This is a genomic window from Nitrospira sp. NS4 (assembly GCF_049546785.1).
In the GTDB taxonomy this organism is placed as follows: Bacteria; Nitrospirota; Nitrospiria; order Nitrospirales; family Nitrospiraceae; genus Nitrospira_D.
Window position 1 is genome coordinate 142,496 of record NZ_JBMWAN010000004.1, and the last position, 18,953, is coordinate 161,448.

General features: G+C 60.6%; 13 protein-coding genes. 2 read left to right on the forward strand and 11 right to left on the reverse strand.

What is annotated here, in order from left to right; all coding sequences use genetic code 11:
• Positions 1-19: 19 nt before the first annotated feature.
• The 11 genes from ACO9S2_RS12590 to ACO9S2_RS12640 form a co-directional block, all read right to left on the reverse strand.
• On the reverse strand, positions 20-1,252 hold the full coding sequence (locus ACO9S2_RS12590; protein WP_423722713.1) for a glycosyltransferase: 1,233 nt from the start codon (positions 1,250-1,252) through the stop codon (positions 20-22).
• Positions 1,253-1,541: 289 nt separating this feature from the next.
• The gene (locus ACO9S2_RS12595; protein WP_423722715.1) at positions 1,542-2,501 is read right to left on the reverse strand and encodes a GDP-L-fucose synthase family protein; all 960 of its coding nucleotides are present in this window, start codon (positions 2,499-2,501) and stop codon (positions 1,542-1,544) included.
• Positions 2,468-3,511 (reverse strand): GDP-mannose 4,6-dehydratase, encoded by a 1,044-nt coding sequence (gmd, locus tag ACO9S2_RS12600; protein WP_423722716.1) that lies wholly within the window; start codon positions 3,509-3,511, stop codon positions 2,468-2,470. Before gmd ends, ACO9S2_RS12595 begins: the two co-directional genes overlap by 34 nt.
• A gap of 130 nt (positions 3,512-3,641) precedes the next feature.
• Positions 3,642-4,418: a hypothetical protein gene (locus tag ACO9S2_RS12605; RefSeq protein WP_423722718.1), complete on the reverse strand. Its 777-nt coding sequence runs from the start codon at positions 4,416-4,418 to the stop codon at positions 3,642-3,644.
• 509 nt (positions 4,419-4,927) lie between these two features.
• The gene (locus ACO9S2_RS12610; RefSeq protein ID WP_423722719.1) at positions 4,928-6,202 is read right to left on the reverse strand and encodes a substrate-binding domain-containing protein; all 1,275 of its coding nucleotides are present in this window, start codon (positions 6,200-6,202) and stop codon (positions 4,928-4,930) included.
• 52 nt (positions 6,203-6,254) lie between these two features.
• The gene (locus ACO9S2_RS12615; RefSeq protein WP_423722721.1) at positions 6,255-6,971 is read right to left on the reverse strand and encodes a VPLPA-CTERM sorting domain-containing protein; all 717 of its coding nucleotides are present in this window, start codon (positions 6,969-6,971) and stop codon (positions 6,255-6,257) included.
• Between the two features lie 427 nt (positions 6,972-7,398).
• Entirely contained in the window at positions 7,399-8,043 is a 645-nt protein-coding gene (locus ACO9S2_RS12620) for a TonB family protein (RefSeq protein ID WP_423722723.1), read from the reverse strand.
• 215 nt (positions 8,044-8,258) lie between these two features.
• Entirely contained in the window at positions 8,259-8,675 is a 417-nt protein-coding gene (locus tag ACO9S2_RS12625; RefSeq protein WP_423722725.1) for an ExbD/TolR family protein, read from the reverse strand.
• Positions 8,676-8,780: 105 nt separating this feature from the next.
• On the reverse strand, positions 8,781-9,563 hold the full coding sequence (locus ACO9S2_RS12630; protein ID WP_423722727.1) for a MotA/TolQ/ExbB proton channel family protein: 783 nt from the start codon (positions 9,561-9,563) through the stop codon (positions 8,781-8,783).
• Between the two features lie 27 nt (positions 9,564-9,590).
• Entirely contained in the window at positions 9,591-13,928 is a 4,338-nt protein-coding gene (locus ACO9S2_RS12635; protein WP_423722729.1) for a filamentous hemagglutinin N-terminal domain-containing protein, read from the reverse strand.
• Between the two features lie 19 nt (positions 13,929-13,947).
• A complete protein-coding gene (locus ACO9S2_RS12640; RefSeq protein ID WP_423722731.1) occupies positions 13,948-15,798 on the reverse strand; it encodes a ShlB/FhaC/HecB family hemolysin secretion/activation protein in 1,851 nt (616 codons plus the stop codon).
• 277 nt (positions 15,799-16,075) lie between these two features.
• Here ACO9S2_RS12640 and ACO9S2_RS12645 point away from each other — a divergent pair, with 277 nt between their 5' ends.
• Both ACO9S2_RS12645 and ACO9S2_RS12650 read left to right on the forward strand, forming a co-directional pair.
• Complete coding sequence (locus ACO9S2_RS12645) at positions 16,076-16,960, forward strand: type II secretion system protein N (RefSeq protein WP_423722733.1); 885 nt, start codon at positions 16,076-16,078, stop codon at positions 16,958-16,960.
• A 164-nt stretch (positions 16,961-17,124) separates the two neighbouring features.
• Entirely contained in the window at positions 17,125-17,940 is an 816-nt protein-coding gene (locus tag ACO9S2_RS12650; RefSeq protein ID WP_423722734.1) for an outer membrane protein, read from the forward strand.
• The last annotated feature ends 1,013 nt before the right edge of the window (positions 17,941-18,953 follow it).

The window sequence follows — 18,953 nt, forward strand, 5'->3', positions numbered from 1 at the left end:
AAGCGAGCGGGCGCAAAGCTCAGCCCTTTAAATAGGAACCGGCCCGCTGTCTCTGGAGCCAGCCCACCGGATTCCACCACCTGAAGGCCCCCGTCTCCACGTTTTCCCGCTGACCGGCGACGGTCCGCTCGATGCAGTCTGCGAGGGTCCGGGCCCAGGTCTCCGGGGTATACAACGCCACGATCTGCCTGGAGGCCTCGCCCATTGCCCTTAGATCGGCAACATCCGAGGACATCACTGCCATGAGCCATGTCATGCCTCCGGTATCCAACGGATCACACACATACCCATTTACCCCGGGCCGTACGAGCTCGGGCACACATCCGCAACGGTGCGACACAAGCACCGGCAACCCCGCCGCCATCGCTTCGTTGACCACCAGCCCCCACGTTTCGCTGACGCTCGGAAGAACCAGACAAGAGGCCAGTCCGTAGTAGGCCGACACCGTATCCCCTTGCTGGAAGCCTGAGAACACCACATCCGGCAGATTCCTGGCCTGCTCCCGCAACATCGGTTCTTGCGGTCCACTGCCGACCAGGACCAGACCCCACGCCCGCCCTCGATGTCCGGCTGCCGCTCGATATCCGGCATAGGCCTCCAGCAAGCGCGGCAGATTTTTCTCCGGTGCAAACCGTCCCACAAAGAGAAAATACTGTTCCGGCAGGCCAAGACGCCGTCGGATCGTATCGGCCTGCAACCGCGCCGCCGCTGCCCCGTCCGCAAAGTCCTGATTCGCCACGACGTCATAGCCCGTCCAGATCCGTTCCCGGGGAAAACCCATCCGCATGAGATACGCCACTGTTCGTTCTCCGGCCGCAAACGCCGCGTCATAGTGCCGTTGAACCCACCACCCTTTGAGCCGTTCCTTGAGCAGGTTGCGCCGACGATCCACCCACTGCGAATCTCCCATGAAAATGCTGGCCCGCCCATGCTTCTTCGCCCAGCGCGCAGCCGCCCGCATAGCAGGGTAGTAATAGCCGGTGATCACCACCGCCTGCGGATCAGAGTCGTTGAGCCAACGGGTGACACGTGCGGCGAGGGCCGTCGCGTCAATCCGTTCAAGGGTCTCTCCCGGAAACGCTTCGGAAAAATCGAAGACGAGATTGGCTTTCTCGACCTGCCACTCGCGAATACTCTCAGTGGCGCCCAGCGCCATGACCGACACATGATCCTCCTGTCTCATGGACTGAAACACTTTGAAACGAGGAATACTGTAGGGAGCAAGAACCGGCTCCAGACAACAGATCTTCATACTGTTATGGCACCCACTCCCCTCACGATGGTCTAAGACGGCGAGGAACCCGGGAGTCATCTCACCTATGGCACGATCCCGGATGAATCCGGCTGGCCCGCCTGGCGACTACCTGTTCCTATTTTGAGAGATTCAGTCTACTGCGGGCGGTCCCGCGGGGGACCACGCGAGCCTCAAGTTTGTGTTAACAAATCGTTAAAACGTACTGCACCTATTGGCGAGAGGGCGCCTCCAGAAGGCCATCATTCGCCGCGCGATCAGCAGGCTTGGAGGAATGGAGAGGTTCCGGTCAGAACGAGACTTCCCGAAGCTTGTCCCGGTGGGCGAGGAACCATGACACGGTCTTCCGGATGCCTTCCGACAGGCCATATTTGGCGCGAAAGTGGAACAGCTCGGCGGCTTTCGTCGCATCGACGCAGCGGCGAGGCTGTCCGTTGGGCTTGTGGGCATCCCACACAAAGTCGCCGGTAAAGCCGACTTCCCCGGCAATGAGGGTCGCGAGGGCCCGTATCGAGATTTCTTGGCCGGTTCCCAGATTCACCGGCTCGCTTGAGTCGTAATGCTCCGCCGCTTCAAGGATGCCTTCCGCCGCGTCGTCCACATACAGGAACTCCCTGGTGGGAGAGCCATCTCCCCAGAGAGTCACGGAGGCGTCACCACGCTCTTTGGCTTCCGCACACTTGCGAATGAGCGCGGGAATGACATGGGAAGTATCGAGGTGAAAGTTATCCCGGGGGCCGTACAGATTGACCGGAAACAGCACGATCGAGTTGAACCCGTATTGCGCCCGATAAGCCTGCGATTGCACCAGCATCATCTTTTTCGCGAGCCCGTACGGAGCATTGGTTTCTTCGGGATAGCCGTCCCACAACGACTCTTCCCGAAACGGAACCGGCGCATATTTCGGATAGGCGCAAATGGTGCCGAGCGCCACAAACTTCTTGAGGCCACGGCGCCGGCCCGCTTCCATGAGTTGCGCGCCCATCATCAGATTGTCATAGAAAAAGTCCCCGGCGTGGGCCTGGTTGGCGCCGATCCCTCCGACCCTGGCGGCCAGATGGATCACCAGATCAGGCTGGGCCTCGTCATAGAGCCGTTGCACGGCCCCCATCGTCACCAGATTGTAGTCCCGACTCCGCGGGACCACGATCTCGCCACATCCGCGCTCTTTCAGTTTTTCGACGACACAGGCGCCCAGAAAGCCGGCGCCTCCTGTTACCACAACCCTTTGATCTCGCCAGAAGTACATAGCTCCGCCTTCGCTTGGACACCCGTGATCCGCTGCTGTTCCGCCTCCATGTCAGCCCGCACCATCATCCGGACCAGGTCGGGAAAGGACACCCTGGGCCGCCATTCCAGCACACGCGCCGCCTTACCTGCATCACCGATCAGGAGATCGACTTCGGTCGGGCGGTAGTAGCGCGGATCGATCTTCACGTACTGCGTCCAATCGAGTTCGAGCGCGCCGAAGGCGAGATCCAGAAGCTCCCGCACGGAATGGGTTTCGCCGGTGGCGATCACAAAATCATCCGGCTCCGCCGCCTGCAGCATCATCCACATCGCCTGCACGTAATCGCCGGCGAATCCCCAATCGCGCTTGGCGTCCAGGTTCCCCAGAAAGAGTTCGCGTTGCAGGCCGAGCTTGATGCGGGCCGCCGCTTTGGTGATTTTCCGGCTGACGAATGTTTCCCCGCGACGCGGCGACTCATGGTTGAACAGGATCCCGTTACAGGCAAACAACCCGTAGGCCTCCCGGTAATTCACCGTCATCCAATAGGCATAGAGCTTCGCGGCCCCGTAGGGGCTCCGGGGATAGAACGGCGTCGATTCACGCTGCGGGATTTCCTGCACCTTGCCGAACATCTCGCTGGAGGAGGCCTGGTAAAATTTCGGACGGAGTCCGGTCTCGCGAATCGCCTCCAACAGCCGCAAGGTCCCCAGACCCGTCACTTCCGCCGTATATTCAGGAATGTCGAAGCTCACGCGCACATGACTCTGCGCGCCCAGATTGTAAATTTCATCGGGCTGCACCCGGCGAAGGACTTTATTCAACGAACTGGCGTCGTTGAGGTCTCCGTAGACCAGGCGCAACCGCGCCTCGGGAAGGTGCGGGTCTTCGTAGATCTGGTCGATCCGCCCCGTATTGAACGAACTGGAGCGGCGAATGATCCCGTACACCTCATACCCCTTCGCCAGGAGAAATTCAGCAAGATACGACCCATCCTGCCCCGTGATTCCCGTAATCAAAGCCTTCTTCATCCTCGCTCCCTGCATACGATCCTGGCCATGACCAACGACCCCTGCCTCACGTCGCCGGAATCATCACGTTCCGATACCGATAGTGAACGGGAGTGTAACGGGGTTCCCCGGAGCCGTGGCCACAAGGGATTCAAGGTTCAGTTAACGACGTGTTAATTCTGAGGCGGAATGATGGTCGGAAAGACCGCGGTACCCCTCGACCGGTGAGGCATAAGTCATTGAGACTACATGGAACGCCTTGGAGGACACGGGCTGCCGCACCGGCCCTCTGAGCGCGCCGGTTCCGCCATGCCAACCCGCCGATCCCCGCAAAACCGCTGGCAAACAGCACAAGGCCGGCAGGAATGGCCACCGGAGTGGGAGGGAGCCCGACTGCCGTTCCCTGCAGGAAGAACGTGGCAACCCGGTGATGGCCCCCTTCATCCGACCGCTTTGAGCTTCCTTCGAATGCGTGGCCGCCGAAAAGATGATTCCAGGAAAGGCTGAACTCAGAGGTCTCGGGGTTGAACGATCCTTGCGCAACGCCACCGATGTTCAACGCCTGCAGCTCGCTGCCGCGCATCCAGCCGAAGAACAGGGAAGAGAGATCGACCGTGATCGATGAGCCGCTGATCGTCGCCGAGGGCGCAGAGGCCCCGTTCAAGCCGCTCGTGAAGAGCGAATAGGTTTTCTGCCCGCGCGCGAGTGGATCCACGATCTCGGTCATCGATTGATAGGATCCCGGGGTGATGATGCCGTCACGATCGAACAGCCGGTCGAGGATGCGGCCCTGCCGCCCGTCCCAATTCACGGCCCCCGACGTCAATTCCAATTGGCCGATCGCAAAGGCCTCCGCGCGGGTTCCAAAAGCCCCTAACGACACCATTGCCAGCACAAATCCAACCCCCAGCGTGAACAACGCGTTCATAACGCCCTCCTTTTATTCGGAGCCAATTCTCACAGTCAGCCCACTGAAGAAACAAATTCCTGTCTTCAGGGTAATCGGAACCTTTACCCCGCTCTGTAACACAAGGGTACGCAATTCATTCCTGCAAATCGTTTATAGAAGCCGTGGGTAACACCTGTGTAACATTTTCGTTCTGGCTCGATTAAGTTTCGATCAAGATTTAGCCGGTCCTGCGGAAACCGCTCTCCCTGGCGTGCCGGCAGACCCGCTGCGCACAGGGCCAGATCCCCGTCACCTTTATCAGTATCCCGGCCCACGTGTAATTGAAAGACAGAAAAAGACACGGCCCCAGCCGCAGCGATGCTGCAACGGGGGCCGGGAAAGACGAGCCACTCAGGCCTGAGAGATCAGAAAGGCGGCTGGGTCATGCGCAAACCCATGACCTCGATCCAGGACAACGAACACTTTCCCCTGGGTGCGGCCCGGACGGATGCCCGCCGGGCCGCACACCTGTGACCTACCGAGGTGAGTTAGCGGCACTCGGGGTGAGCGCCCGCTTTCCAAATGAGCGGACCCTTGTCCACATTCTTGCTCACTGCCATTTCCTCATCGGACGCCCAGTAGGCGCCGGTGGGGATGATCGCGATCGTGGTTTGCGCCGAGGCATTGTCCACATAGGCCTGGGCCAAGGCGTCAATGGCGGCGCCTTCGGAAGCCGTCCGGCGATTCAAGCGCCAACCTGCCCAATAGGCATACTTGCCGCACTTGAGGTCGCGCTTCGGATCGGTGAGGGACGGATCGTGGGCCAAGCCGCCATCCAGCCGGACCACATAGGCAAGGCCATTGTTGGCGCCGCCCGGATTAAACGATACGACGGCATCGGCATCCATGTAGCCGACCGACCGGCGATTCCCGGCCAGGCAGGTCAACACGCCCGACGAACTTGAGCTGAACACCGACGTGGTATTGGCCAGCAGGGTTTCCGTCGCATTGATCATGACGGTTTCATCGAAGGCCGCCTTCGTGCCTGATCCGGCGCTGCGCATGCAGAGAGTGATCGGCGACGTGGCTTCCAGGACACCGGGCGCCGCATCGGTCACCGTGCCGTATCCCAACTGCCTCCAGTCCGTGACCTGCTTCGAGAAGATACGCTCAATCTCCAAGCGAGAGAGCCCGCTGATTGCTCCTGCCGGGCCCGTGCCCGCCGCATCCAACTTCACCACGCCCTTGCCCACAAAAATTGAAAACGGCACGATCGCCGTCGTGACGCTGGTGAGGGTGCTGTCGTCCAGCGGGCTCACCGTCGTCCCCAACGGACCGCTCTGGTGAAACGAGGCCCCTTGGACATCGGACGCGCCCAGATGAACCGGGAGGCTGATCGTATTGGCGTTATTGCAGCCGGTCGTGTTGTTGTACTGCTTGCCATCCGCAGGCCTGGTCACCAACGTTGGACCCGTGCAGCCGGTCGTCAGGGTGTGGTCCAGGAACAGCATGTTGGAGGCCGGATTGCTGGCCGGCTGAAGCAGCTTGTTGACGCCGTCGCTGGAGCCGGTCGCCGAATAGCGCATGATCACCGGCAGCCCCCCGCGGTTGCACACCCAGGTGATCTTGTTGTTGTCCGCGCTGGCAAACCGGCTGGGAAGCGGCGCGGCGTCGCACAGATTCAAGGGCACGTCCGTCGCAAAATTGCGCCCGGCCGATGAGCCGCCGGCATTGAGGGCGGTCTGGGCCTCGGCCGTCCCGGCCAGGCCGGCCAGCGCCAGCGCGCCGGCCAGAATCGACATGTACTGGGTCGTGCACTTCATAGCTGATCTCCTTCAGAAGAAAGTAGTTAATCCCGTCAATTCGCCCCGTTCACTAGGCGGCCATCCGGTTGAAGGAGCGCCGGGCGATCCCGATGAGCCCGATCAAACCGCTGCCGAACAACACCACGCCGGCCGGGAGCGGCACGGGAGTGGGGCCCGGGTTGCCGATCGTCAACAGGCCGCTGCTGGTGAGCAGCACCCGACCGACCTGCGTAAACGCGCTGGTTTCCACATTGCCACGCATGATGTTCAGAACCTGATCGAGATTGCCCTGCATGGCCAGCGGCCAGGCGCCTTCAAACTGTCCCGATCCGGAGGTGTTCAAATTCTGAGTGAAGGAACGATTCAAGGAATCGGTCCGGCTGATCGTATCTCCTGCGAACAACGGCTGTGACGACCACACCGCAGACGCAATGAACTGCGTTCCGAAATCCTTTGTTCCTGTCAGTTGCGCCGCGTCAAAGGTCGTGGCCGCATGGATCTGTCCGTTGGCCAGAGTCGTATCCCAACCGAGAATGGTGTACTTCACCGGTGTAGTCCCCACTTGTGCCGCCGCCAACCCTGCGGACACGTCAAGGCTGAACGTCGCGCCCGAGTTCAATCTGGTGTTGAAGTTGCCCAGATTGTAGAGGGCCTCGGTGCTGTTCCCGTAAATCGCCAGCACCAGGTCGCCGTCTCCAAAGGTAAACGCCTGCGCCTGTCCCGCCACCGCCGTGGCGACCGCCAGGACCGACGCCATGATCGTTCGTTTGAATGCCGTGAGTCTCATGCTTCACTCCTCCTCAGATGGTTGATGATACTGACCTTGTCCCGTCGCCCTGCGATGATCTCGATTCACCTCCCTCCGGCGTTGGAGAGAAGAGGCGCGACCTTCTATCGAGGGTCGCGGCACTCTTGTCTCAGTCCCGTGTTACAGGGACATCAGGCCTCGATTCGAGGCCCGTTAACATTGTGAAATCTCCGGTTACCGGCTTCTGTGAATGCGGGGACGCCTCGCACAAGACCGGAGCGCTCCGCTTCCCCCTGTCTCCGCGTTCCTTGTACCTGGAGCGGATTACGAGAGAGTTAGGCCCGCCTCTCAACGGCGTAAATTGTCGATTAAGAACCGGCCACAGGGGGAAGGGAGAAGGAAAGTGCTGAGCGCTGCGACTGGCCGCCTGGACAAGAAGACCAGCGGCATGCAAGAACGCGCATCCTTACGTGGGCGGAAAGAATTTGACGACGATGGTATGGTCCATCCCCGGCGGAGGCGGACGAACTTCCGTCACTTTCGCCAATGCCTCCAGCGCCGATTGATCGAACAGGAGGCTTCCCGAAGAATTCACCAGCCGATACTGTAAGACACGTCCCTGGTCGTCGATCACGAGTTCGCAGAGCACCGCATATTCCAGTTCTTCCGGCAGCGAGGGCGGCTGCTGGTACTTGGCCTGGATCGAGGCTGTCACGATGTCGGCATAGCCGGCGAACCGGCCCCGGCTCTTGCCGATGGCGAAGGGATCGGAGGACACCGGCGGGGGACCAGCGGGCGCGTCCGAGGCTTTCGGCGGGAGCGGGGCCTCAGCGGACTGAGGGGGCGGCGGGGGCGGGGGCACCTCCTGCGGCTTCGGTTCCGGCTTGGGCGGCTCCGGCTCGGGCTCCGGCTCCGGTTCCTTTTCCGGCGGAGGAGGCGGCTCCTCTTTTTTGAACGCGTTGAGCTTGTAGACCTTGATGAGGTCCTGGCCCCATTGGGTTTGGGCCACCCAATAGAGCCCGCCCCCGATGCCAAGATGCACCAGCCCCACGATCATCAGTGTCGTGCCGAGCTTGCTCTTCTTCTTTTCAAACCCCTTGTAGCCAGCCATGGTTCGTCACTCGTGAAACGTCCAATCTCGGGAAACTATTCGCCGGCAGCCATCAGCTCTGATCTGGGCGAGAAACGCTTCGCATGACTCCACAGGATGTTCACACTGTCTGTCCTGCAAGGCCGCAGCGAGCGATGCCCCGAGGCGTACCCTTGCGGTACGTTGAGGGGTTGAGCGATGCGAGAACGAAGCAGGCAGGCAGTTTCAACATCCTGTTACGGTTCATTGAACGGTTTCGTCGCTATAGCCAGATCCTCGACCGGAATGCGCTGCAGAATGTCCAGCACCGCGACTATATGCTTGTACTCCACGCCGGAGTCGCCACGGAGCACCAACGGCAGCTTTCCGCCCTTCGCCGCCTTCAAATCGCGAATCAGTTTTTCCAGTTCGTCGAGCTTGACGCGCTCCTCGTCCATATAGACATCGCCGTTCTTCTTCACCGACAGCGTCGGCGTGGTGGTCTCCATTTCCGTTTCGTGCGGAGTGGATTCCGGCAACTTAAGCTCAATCCCCTGCACCGCCGCCGTCGTCGTGATGATAAAGATCACGAGCAGCACCCAGGCCAGATCGAGCAGCGGGGTCATGTTGATATCGGAAACCGCGCCGTGACTCTTTCTTGAAAAACGTCTCATCTTTTCCTTTCAGGAAAAGGCGAGGGGTGCGAGGCGAGAGGTAATGGGTCGGAATATGCTCCAGGCCCCTTGCCGCTCGCCCCTGGCCTCTCGCCTTATCCCACTCTAGTGTCCTGTCGCCGCTGAGGACGGTTCGGATTCCTGGCGATGTCCGCCGGGACGATAGTCCTCGAGATCTTCCGTCTCGGCTGCCGCCCCTTTCCTCTCCTGGAGATAGTCCGTCATGAACACGGTTTCGAGATGGGCCGCGAAATTGTCGAGTTCCATCGTGAGCGTTTTGGTCTTCGTCACGAGGAAGTTGTAACAAAACAGCGAGGGGATCGCGACCATGAGGCCCGCCACCGTCGCGATGAGGGCCGAGGCGACGCCCGGCGCCATGGTCGCGAGGGTAGCCGACTGGGCTCGCCCGATGCCGGCGAAAGTATCCATGACGCCCCACACCGTGCCGAGGAGGCCGATGAAGGGCCCGCCGCTGATCGCCGTGGCCAGCACGATCATCCCTGACTCCAGCCCGACCGCCGCCTCGCCGAGGACCCGCTCCAGCGCGATCCGCACGGCACTCATGCCGTGATGCGGAATTTTCTCCGTCCCGTATTTCTCCTGCTGCGCCTTCAACTCTTCGCACCCGCCGTAATACACGTCGTACATCGGCGAGCCCTGGAGTTGCTTGACCGGGCCCTTGCCGAAAATGACCAGAGGGCCTTTGGACTTCGAGTAGTAGCCGAGAAAGAGTCCGTTCCGCTTCTTGGCCTTGCTCAACTGGCGAAACTTGTTGATGATCACCGTCCAGCTGACGAGCGAAAATAACAGCAACGTCGAGATGGTGATTTTTCCTTCGAGCGTTGCGTGGTTGAGCGCGAACGCTACGCCCCCTGAACTCATATCCATGTGCGCCGTCCTTTCTGGTTGACCGCCTTATTGGGCCTGCGGTTTCACATCGACCTGAATGACCACGCCCCGCTTTACGCGTACGGACTTGGCCACTTGCGTCGCGATCGACTTGCCATCGGTTTTCTTCGCTTCTTTGGTTTCTCTGGATTGGGTCGACGCTTCCACCGCACTTTCTTGCACCGCATCCGACTGCTTCACGCCCGTCGCACTTGCCGCCGCCGTCGTGGAAGCGGCGCCGGCAGTCCCTCCGCCGCCCAATGCGACCGGAGGCGCCGCCGCACCGGCCGGCCCCACGCCGCCGATGACCGGAGGCTGCGGAAGGATGGGCGGACGGGGAAACTCCACGATCCCCTCCACCGAACCCCCCTGGAAATCGATGACCCGCGCATTCAAGGTCACCGTGCGCCCGCGAATGCCGGCTGGAGGAATGATGATGCTGCCCCGCTCGGCCGTTAACACGATGTCGCCGAGCCTCGAGTTGGCGATAAAAGGCCTCAGCACCGTTTCGTTGAAAATCGGCAAACGCTCCGCCCGCAACTGGTTCGCCCGTTCGTTGAGAGCCGACACATCGCGGCCGAGGAATCCCTCGCGGTTGGCCTGCGCGATCAGCGCGTTGATCTCCGGATCGTTGAATGACGGGAACACCAGCGGCTGCGGATCCTGGGGATGGAAGGTAAAGATCCCGCTGCCCGGCACTTCGAAGACCCTTTCTAGAAGGACAGGAGTCCCGTCGGGATTGAATCGCGGGTTTCCCGCGCTGTCCAGGTCAGGGACATAGACTCTGAACAGCGCCCGTTCGTTCTTGCTGCCGCTCCCCGCATTGATGTTGCCCTCAAGCGACGTGAGCCGGATATCGCCGCCGCCGAAGGTGGCGATGCGCGATTTGTTCACATCGATATCGCCCCTGGCTCTGATCAGAATCGCCGCCGGATCCCTCACGATCGGCACCGTGACTGTGCCGTCCGCGTTGGCGGTCGCCGTTCTCGCCATGTACCCGACGGACCCCCCTTCGACCACCTGAATGCCGGTGGGCGCATTGTTCCCTCCGGAGGACCGCGGGCTGTTTTCGCCCACGTTCACCCGGCCGCCGACGGCCGGGAGATTGATGCCTCCACGGACTGAGTCTGGAAACTGCAGGGGATAGAGGGCGCTGTTGTCATAACCCAGGAGGTACGGTCTGGCTTCGTCGTACCCGTGAATCGAAATGCCGGCTCCGCTGCGGCTGAAGATTCCGGAGGTCACCATGTCGAGATTGTTGCCGACCGCGATGTCGAGGAGCCCCCCCTGATCGCCGGCCTGGATGCGGTCCAGGTTGATGCCTCGTCCGTTCGCTAGATCCAGGTTCTCCCTTGCAACAACCCTGGCGGTGCCCGGTCCGAAGAACTGCAGTCCGCCGTCAGCCGACGAACTCCGGTTCAATACGATCTCGCGCGCGGCGATGGTCGCGGCCGGTCTCGGAGTCGGAACCGTGACCACGGCGTCGCGCAGTAGGACGTTCACCAGGTTGGCCGGATCGACTGATTCCGTTCTGTCCCACGGCCTGACGGCGTTGGTGATCGGATCGCGGATCAGAATCACATCAGCGTTCCTGATCGGGCGCGGCTGGTTCGTGACCGGATCGAGAAAGAACGGAACCCGTTCGGTGACCGTGTGGGTTTGAGTGCCCAGATCGGGCAGATACATCTGGGCATTGAATTGTTCGATGCGATTCCCGGCCTGGATTGTGATGTCCTTATGGAACGGTCGGCTGACAAGATTCAGTGCCAGCTTGCTGATATTTCCTAATTCGGCGATGAAACTCACCGGCGCCAGCGCGGAGGTGTTCTCTGCCGCCACGGGCCGGTTATTGCTGACCAAGGCCGACACGCCGGCGAGATCGATATTACCGGCCAATGCCGCAGGATCGACCTCCAGCAGCTTGACTGTGGGAGGATTCCCGTCCACATCGATCTTAGCGGACTCAGGAAACAGTGATGGGGGGGCCTGATCCTGGGCCGGCCTGGGAGGCAGAGTGGCGCTACCCGGCCTATTCGCCAGGAACGGCCACAGATCGGGCCGCTGCGGCAGCGTGCGTTGATCGACCGCCACCCATTGTCCTCCGGCCAACCCTCCATAGCCCACATAGAGCCAGATGAAATTGGGATCATCCGCCCGCAGAAGCTTGGGAACGCCCTGGATATCCTGGCGCGCGAAGATCCGCACCGATCCCGTCGGGGACGGAAGGAAGGTTAGATTCGAGCGGATCTGGATGGTGCCATGATCAGCCCTCGCTTCGAACGATGCGGGCAGCAGGGAACTCAGCGTCTCTATATTAGTCGACTGCCGCCCGGCGTCACGCGGGTTGGTGTTGATCAGGATATGTCCGTCATTCGAGACGATGCTCGCTCTGTTGTGTTCCAATCCGGCCGCAAACGCCGGCTCACGCGGAACGCCGGTGGCCGGATCGAGCCCGCCTACAAGGCCCGCATCCCGGATGCGGCTGAGATAAATATTTCCCCCGGCGGTGACACTGAGATCGCCGTTGGACAGGGCAAAATCCGCATAACGTGCGGACGACTCGGTTTCCGAAGCTAACCCCTGCGCCCGCAGTTCTGCTGCGGTGAGGGGCAGGCCGTTCGCCCCCAGCGTAAGGTTGGTGTCCCCGATACGGCCCGCCACATTCACCGTATGTTGCGGCAGCGGAACCGTCGTGTCGGGATTGCGCAACACGAACCCCGGCCCTGTCCGCACTCCGTTTGCGAGGCCGCCGATGAAATTGCCTCCGACATTCAGATTGAGCCGGCCCGGTCCTTCGATGCTGAGACCTTGGATATTGAAAAGCCCCAGCGGCCCGCCGGACTCATCGAATCCGGTGCTTGCCACCAAGTCCTGACCTGCCGTAATGGAAATACCTCCGCTCCCATTGGTATGAACGGTTGAAAGGGCTCCGGTTGCCGAATCGATCAAGTTGACGCTTCCTGTTCTGGCCAAAAGATTGATCCCCCCGCCATGGGCCGTCTGAAGAGTCGTCCCGGTAAATCCGGTAAACAGGATGCTGCGCTCGGCGACTCCGACGATATCCCACCTGGCGGCTGCGCCGAACGGGTTATTCCACAGAAGCAGGTCGTTGAAGATCAGATCCCGGCTCGCTTCGAATCTGATGGTGCCCCCTCCAGGGGGCGGCTGGAGGGCATTCAAGTCAAAATATCCGGTCACCCGCAGATCCCAATCAGGCAGAAAATTTCCGAACGCATCCCGCGGTGTCTCGAACGTGATGTTCGAAAAATCCGTCGCAGTAAATCCGGTGAGGTCGAGATCCTGGGTCGGATCGATGAGCAGCCGCCCGGCGCGAAAACCCGCTTGCGCCGTGCCGACAAAGCGCCCCCCGAGCGCCACGCGGCTCCCGCTGAGTTCGACAAACCCGGCATGCCCGCCGGCGGTTCCACCGGAAACATCCAGCGTGGCTCCCTTTTCGAACGTGGCCGATCCCGTCAACTTGTCGGCGACCGCGAGAATCGTTCCCCCGTCGGAGAGTCCCTCGCTGCCTCCCTTCGCGATGGTCTGGCTGCCGGATTTGAGGGTGAGAGTCTCGCTCGCATAGAGCTCGATCTTGCCATTGCGTTCCCGCACACTGTTCGCCTGCACCAGGCCCTCCTGATTCACGACGCGACCGGCCATCGTGATGTTGCCGCCGTCCGCGATCAAGTCTTTAAGATTGACGGCATGGCCGACTGGCGCGGAGATTTCGGCGAGGAATCCCTGCCCGTCCGGCCGATTGGATAGATACGCCTTGGCTCCGGCCGCCAGCACGATCGACCCGCCGGCCGTGGTAATGATGCCGCTGTTTTCGACGTTGGGCGCGAGTAGATACACTCCTTCGTGAGCGCCGTGAATGGCGCCCATGTTCTTGACGAGCCCCTCGATGCCGGCCCCCTCGAATGAGTAGAAGCCCCGCATGAAGTTTTCAGTTGTCAGGTTGAGCGACGAGGCGATGAGTCCTCCGACATTCACTTGCGCATTGGGCCCGAAGACGATGCCGTTCTGGTTCAGCAGAATGACGGTGCCGTTCGCGCTCAGCGATCCGAAAATCTGGCTGGGATTGTGATCGAAGATCCGGTTCAACGCGACGGCGTTGACATTCGGCTGAATGAACCGGGTCAACTCGTTGGGGGCGATGTTGAATTGCTGCCAGTTGATGACCGCCCGCTGCGAGGCTTGGGTAATCGTCACCTGCGAGGTGCCCAGGCCCGACACCGCCGCTTCTCCGGCCACGACGGCCGGCCCGGTGGGATTGGCCAGCAACACGGGCACGACGAGCATCTGCACGCCGTAGGCGATGACGACCAGCATGGCGATGAACGAATGTTGCTTCAGAGTCTTCATCTTTGCGACCTCACGAGTGCTAAAACGCCAATCCGACGGAAAAATGTATGAAGGTATCGCCGCGCTTCGTGTTGAGCGTCTGCTTCAGCGCAAATCCATCATCAATGATGAGCTGGCCCACATCTTTGGGAAACTTGATCCGCAACCCGCCGCCGACGCCTTCGAGCCTGAACTGCGAGGTTTGGCCGGCCGGCGCTTCCGCGATCCACAGCTGTGCCACATCGTAAAAGGCGACCGCCTTCACCCTGATCGTGTAGTCGGAACTCTTGCGCCGTTGCCAGAGGCGATCGATCGGGATTGCGATGAGTTCAGGGGTCGTCAGTTCGGCGCGGCCGCGCACGGCGTAATCACCGATGGCTTCATAGGTGAGATAGCCGCGCACCGTGTCCATGCCGCCGGCGAAATATTGTTCCGCGGGAATCAGCGGCTCGGTCGCCCACTGCCCGTCAACGTGCAGGGCGAGCGAGAAGTCTCCCGGCAGGGCCTGGATGCGATCGAGCGCGCCCTGCACCACCCCGAACGTGCCGCTTGATCCCTTGCGGTGCCCGGGCTGGTTGTAGGGATCGTTCGGGTCTCCGGCGAAATCCTCTTTACTCCCGCCCGATATCATCCCCGCTACATACCCCTTTCCGGACAAGGCTGCCTTCGTGAGCCCGTATTGATCCGGATAGAAACCGGTGTACCCGAGAAACGCGGGGGTGTACTGGAGCGGACCAAGCACCGTGGCCGTCCCCCCGTCCGGAAACGACGCGGTCGTTCTCTCCAAACGTTTGTAATCCATTCCTACTGACAGTTGATGGGTGTTCTTCCCTCCGGAAAACAGAGGCATGATGTAGCGGGCACCGCCAATGGTCGCGTTACCGGCGAAAGAGACGTCGCCTCCTCCTCCGAGCGCAATCCCCGATCCGGCCAGCACGGAGTTGCTTTGCGATTTAGAGGCATAGACCGCCAGGAGATGGTCGGGCCATTTCACGGGATACACGAAACTCATCCCATAGTTCTGGACCGCGCCCCAGTCGGTCGGTGTCTGGACCGTATTCACCGTCAGAATTTCGTCTCCGCCGAAGACGTTCGTATGCTGGATTTCCGCGGTGAGGCGGTTCGACGGGGTGGTGATGGGGCCCTTGTTGTCGGCCTCAAGCTTTCCGTGCACCGGCAGACGATCCGTGGTCCTCAGCTCAAGATTCACGGTCCCCGGTTCCGTCCCCGGTTTGAGGATCGGCGCGACTTTCAGATCGGGATTCCCGTTCAGCGTGGCCAGCTCTTTCACAAACGTCGGCTCATACAACAGCGCTCCGACCTGGACGGACGGAAGTTTGCCGCGAATGTTTGACCACCTGTAATACCGGTTGCCCGTCACCGTGATCTCCATGAGCCGGCTTTCGATGACCTGAAGCCTGACCACGCCTCCCTCGATCGTCTGCTCCGGAAGATTGACCAGCACCGTCGGATAGCCGGCCGCGTGGTACAGCTTTTCCAACTCGAGACGCGAGGCCTCCACATCTGCGATCTGCTTCTCACTCCCTTTGAAACGATCCAGCAGGGTCTCAATCTTGGCCTCATCTAGAATCGTATTGCCCTCGACGATGAACGTGGTGACGGCGAAGCGCACCGCTTGCTGGTCCGGAGCAGGGGTCATCTCCGGCTGCGTCTCTGCACGACCGGCCTCCGCCTCGCGGCGCGCCGGTGCGCCGGTCGCCGGCTTCGGGTTATCCTGGCGCACCATCCCCGGCGACTCCTGCGCCGAGGCCGCGAGCGGGCGCCCGTTTGCCGTCCCGCGGGATTCACGCGCGTCGCAGGCTCCTCCACTGAGGCAGTCCATGCTCCACCACACCAATGCCCAGATCATCGCCCGCCATGCCCTGTTCATGCCCCATCGCTTTCCCCGAGACCCGACCGCCTGCCTGACAATCCCAGTATCTCGCCCCGTCAGTTCACCCACACCTCTCCTGTGTCTCCCGGTTCAGAATACGGATCGCCTTAACGTGATCGTAACGAGCTAAGAGGTACCGATAGGGTGTTACGGAATTGTTATCGAGGAATTGGTGGGCTGTTAATTTGTCTCGCAAAAGGGTTTCCCCCCTTGTGAGCGTGACTTACCCGGACTAGGATGCGCCTGTCTGAATCTGTACATGTGAGAGAACACAATGTCTAAGAAATGGTCTCCGGCCTCCAAACGAGTCGCTCTCGCAGCCTACCTCTGCCTGCTGGCGTTCGTCGTCGCGCACTCGGCGAACGCGCTGATGGCCGATACCTTGTATCTGCCGCCCGATCGATCCCCATCGATACCGACGGGCTCGCCGGAACTGGCTGAGCCGCCGGACACGCCTCAGCAATCGGCCAAAGTGATTCTCCAGAGCGGGTTGTTCATCCTTCCGCCCGGCGCAAGCACCGAGTTAACTGCAACCGCCCCGCCGCCCCCCCCGCCGCCACCGCTCGACGCCGCCAAGAAAGTGTCGCTGTCCGGCACCGTGCTGGGTAAACAGGGCGGCGTCATGGCTGTCCTCGAAGACCTGGCCTCCAAACAGCAAAGCCTGTATCGGTTGGGCCAGGCCGTTCCCAATGTGGGTGCGCTCGCGGCCATTGAGAAGGATCGGGTCCTGTTTCGCGAGGGTACCCGTGAAGAATGGCTGGAGTTGGTCACAGTCCATACCCTGCGCGGGAGAGTGCCGGCCTCCGTCGTTCCTCTCGCCGTCGCGCCCCCCACAGGTCCTCATCGGCGCACCCTCGACCGCCGTGAGATCGACGCCGCGCTCGCCGACACGACGCGCCTGCTCACGCAGGCGCAGGCCGTGCCCTACCTCACGGACGGCAAGCTGGACGGATTTCGTCTCTATAGTGTGATGCCGCTGGGATTCTTCGACAAGATCGGTCTGCAAACGAACGATGTGCTGCAGCGCATCAACGGCGTAGAGCTGCGCGACCCAGGGATGCTGCTGTCACTCTTTCAGCAACTGCGGCGTGAGCGAACCATTCGTGTGGATCTCGTCCGCAATACGCACCGGCAAACGTTGACCTACGATATCCGCTGAGCACCCTGCGCGGCTCACACCTCTTTCCCGCCTACTCTGTCGATAACGTGCCGCCTCTCCGGTTCAATTTAACGGGAACTTAATCTCGGCGTAATGGCATCGTCACCGGTTGCAGATTATTGTGCCCCCGAATTCATTCTCGAACGTTCAGCGTAGGAGTTTTTATGACTGGTGCCGGCCGCAGCCGCAATTTCTCCATAATCCTCGCACTTCGCCTTCTCACCATCATGCTGGTGTCGATCGGGGCGGTCGAGACCGTCACGGCCGAATGGTATGTCGCCGGGTACGGGGGCTTGAGCGCCCCACAATCGCTGAAGAATGTGAAGATGGATACGTATGGGCTGACGCAAGATCGCAACCTGTTTTCAGGCGCGTTCGACAACCCGCCCCAGGGATCCGTGACACAATCCTTTCGCACGTCGGACCTGGCCCTCAAGCAATCTCCGATCTTCGGTGCGAAGACGGGCTATTTCTTCACTGATGAAGGATTCCGCTGGCTCGGCGTGGAGTTGGAGGCCTTTACCTCTCAACCCACGATTAAACAGCAGACCGTGTCCACGACTCACGATGTCACGTACCTGCCCAACAATCCGGACTTTACCCCGGCCTGTATTCCGGGGGCGACCTGTCAGGTCCAGCGAAGCATCAACAGCACATTGCAGGTCCAGGAATCCGCTCTGCGATTGTTCACGGTGGCCTTTAACCTGGTGGCCCGCTATCCGGGAGATGTCTTTCAACCCTATGTGGGTGTGGGTGTCGGCGCGTTCTATTTCAAGGGCAGCCCCCAGTTCGACGGTCGCCAAGTTGTTCCCGGCCTCAACCTCCAGGCAGGCGTGAAAATCCTGGCGACCGAGGAATGGGGACTCTTTCTCGAAGGAAAGTATAACCGCGCCACGCTGACCAACTTCGATCCGGAGTATGGCCTCAGCGGTGAATACAGCGCGTTCAATGTAGTCGCCGGACTGGCCTACCATTTCTGAACCGGCTGCGCCGCACCGAGGGATGAGGATTCCCCCTAAGCCAGCCCCACTAAACTAGCCCAAGCCGCACCAGAGATGCTGGACTTGCGGCGGGGCCTCCCTGTCGTCCTGCATAATAAGATCGGTCTCTCACCGTCGACATCGGTCTTGCGTTGCACCCTGAACAGACGGCATCCTGTTCATTTGTTCTGCAATTCTTGCCTTGGTGGCCTCATCGTTCATAAAGGACTAGGTTGCAGAGAAAGCAAAACGAACAACAAGGTCCAAACATTTGCTTGATGAGCGCGATACACAATTAGCCTCACGGTAAAACACAATTATAGTGGTAGCGTAACGGGTCAGGCTGTACGACACCGTGATCTCAAAATATGCCCAATAGTCCAGCCAAGCCGCGGGCCACCCGTTCAATCCGGGTCACCGCCACCAATTTTATTCTAGATCCTAAGACGAGTCCGACCGAGCCACGGGTCACCGGTCCAACGGTTTCGACCAGACTTGATCTTTCGTGCGGTTCCGAAGACACCCTGCGGTTATAAACTACCCCCTGCCGAATTTAGTCACGGTTGAATTCCCCTAATGACCAGCGGGCTCCGAAAAGGCCCCGCCCTCCGGTCTGCGCGCCGGCCGGCATTACTCCTGGTCCTCGCTGCTGTTCATCCGCCGGCCAGCCCCGATCAATCAGCAAGGGCAAAACTCTGTTTGCCTCAGAGACGCGGAGGCCGCGTCAGATGCATTGTTACTCGCGCACCGTCTCGCTAGTCTTCTTTCATTCCTTCCACCGTCGCTTCATGAGGAGATCTATCCATCCACTACCCGCCTCGAAGAAGTGACTGGGGTGACCGTACTTTCACCTCTTGAGAGATACCGCGTTTCTACGAATAGAAATACCTACCAGCTCATCAGCTCATGTCGCTCACCTCGCAGGGCACCTCTGACACCTGCCCCTCTTTTGAGGTTGTCCGTAGTTCCTTTTGGGTCTATCGGCTTCACAGAACGACGCCTATGCTTGTTCG

Bases quoted from the DNA above. Each gene is read 5' to 3' on its own strand.
- ACO9S2_RS12590 (WP_423722713.1), bottom strand. From the start codon at position 1,252: ATGAAGATCTGTTGTCTGGAGCCGGTTCTTGCTCCCTACAGTATTCCT.
- ACO9S2_RS12595 (WP_423722715.1), bottom strand. From the start codon at position 2,501: ATGTACTTCTGGCGAGATCAAAGGGTTGTGGTAACAGGAGGCGCCGGC.
- gmd (WP_423722716.1), bottom strand. From the start codon at position 3,511: ATGAAGAAGGCTTTGATTACGGGAATCACGGGGCAGGATGGGTCGTAT.
- ACO9S2_RS12605 (WP_423722718.1), bottom strand. From the start codon at position 4,418: ATGAACGCGTTGTTCACGCTGGGGGTTGGATTTGTGCTGGCAATGGTG.
- ACO9S2_RS12610 (WP_423722719.1), bottom strand. From the start codon at position 6,202: ATGAAGTGCACGACCCAGTACATGTCGATTCTGGCCGGCGCGCTGGCG.
- ACO9S2_RS12615 (WP_423722721.1), bottom strand. From the start codon at position 6,971: ATGAGACTCACGGCATTCAAACGAACGATCATGGCGTCGGTCCTGGCG.
- ACO9S2_RS12620 (WP_423722723.1), bottom strand. From the start codon at position 8,043: ATGGCTGGCTACAAGGGGTTTGAAAAGAAGAAGAGCAAGCTCGGCACG.
- ACO9S2_RS12625 (WP_423722725.1), bottom strand. From the start codon at position 8,675: ATGAGACGTTTTTCAAGAAAGAGTCACGGCGCGGTTTCCGATATCAAC.
- ACO9S2_RS12630 (WP_423722727.1), bottom strand. From the start codon at position 9,563: ATGGATATGAGTTCAGGGGGCGTAGCGTTCGCGCTCAACCACGCAACG.
- ACO9S2_RS12635 (WP_423722729.1), bottom strand. From the start codon at position 13,928: ATGAAGACTCTGAAGCAACATTCGTTCATCGCCATGCTGGTCGTCATC.
- ACO9S2_RS12640 (WP_423722731.1), bottom strand. From the start codon at position 15,798: ATGAACAGGGCATGGCGGGCGATGATCTGGGCATTGGTGTGGTGGAGC.
- ACO9S2_RS12645 (WP_423722733.1), top strand. From the start codon at position 16,076: ATGTCTAAGAAATGGTCTCCGGCCTCCAAACGAGTCGCTCTCGCAGCC.
- ACO9S2_RS12650 (WP_423722734.1), top strand. From the start codon at position 17,125: ATGACTGGTGCCGGCCGCAGCCGCAATTTCTCCATAATCCTCGCACTT.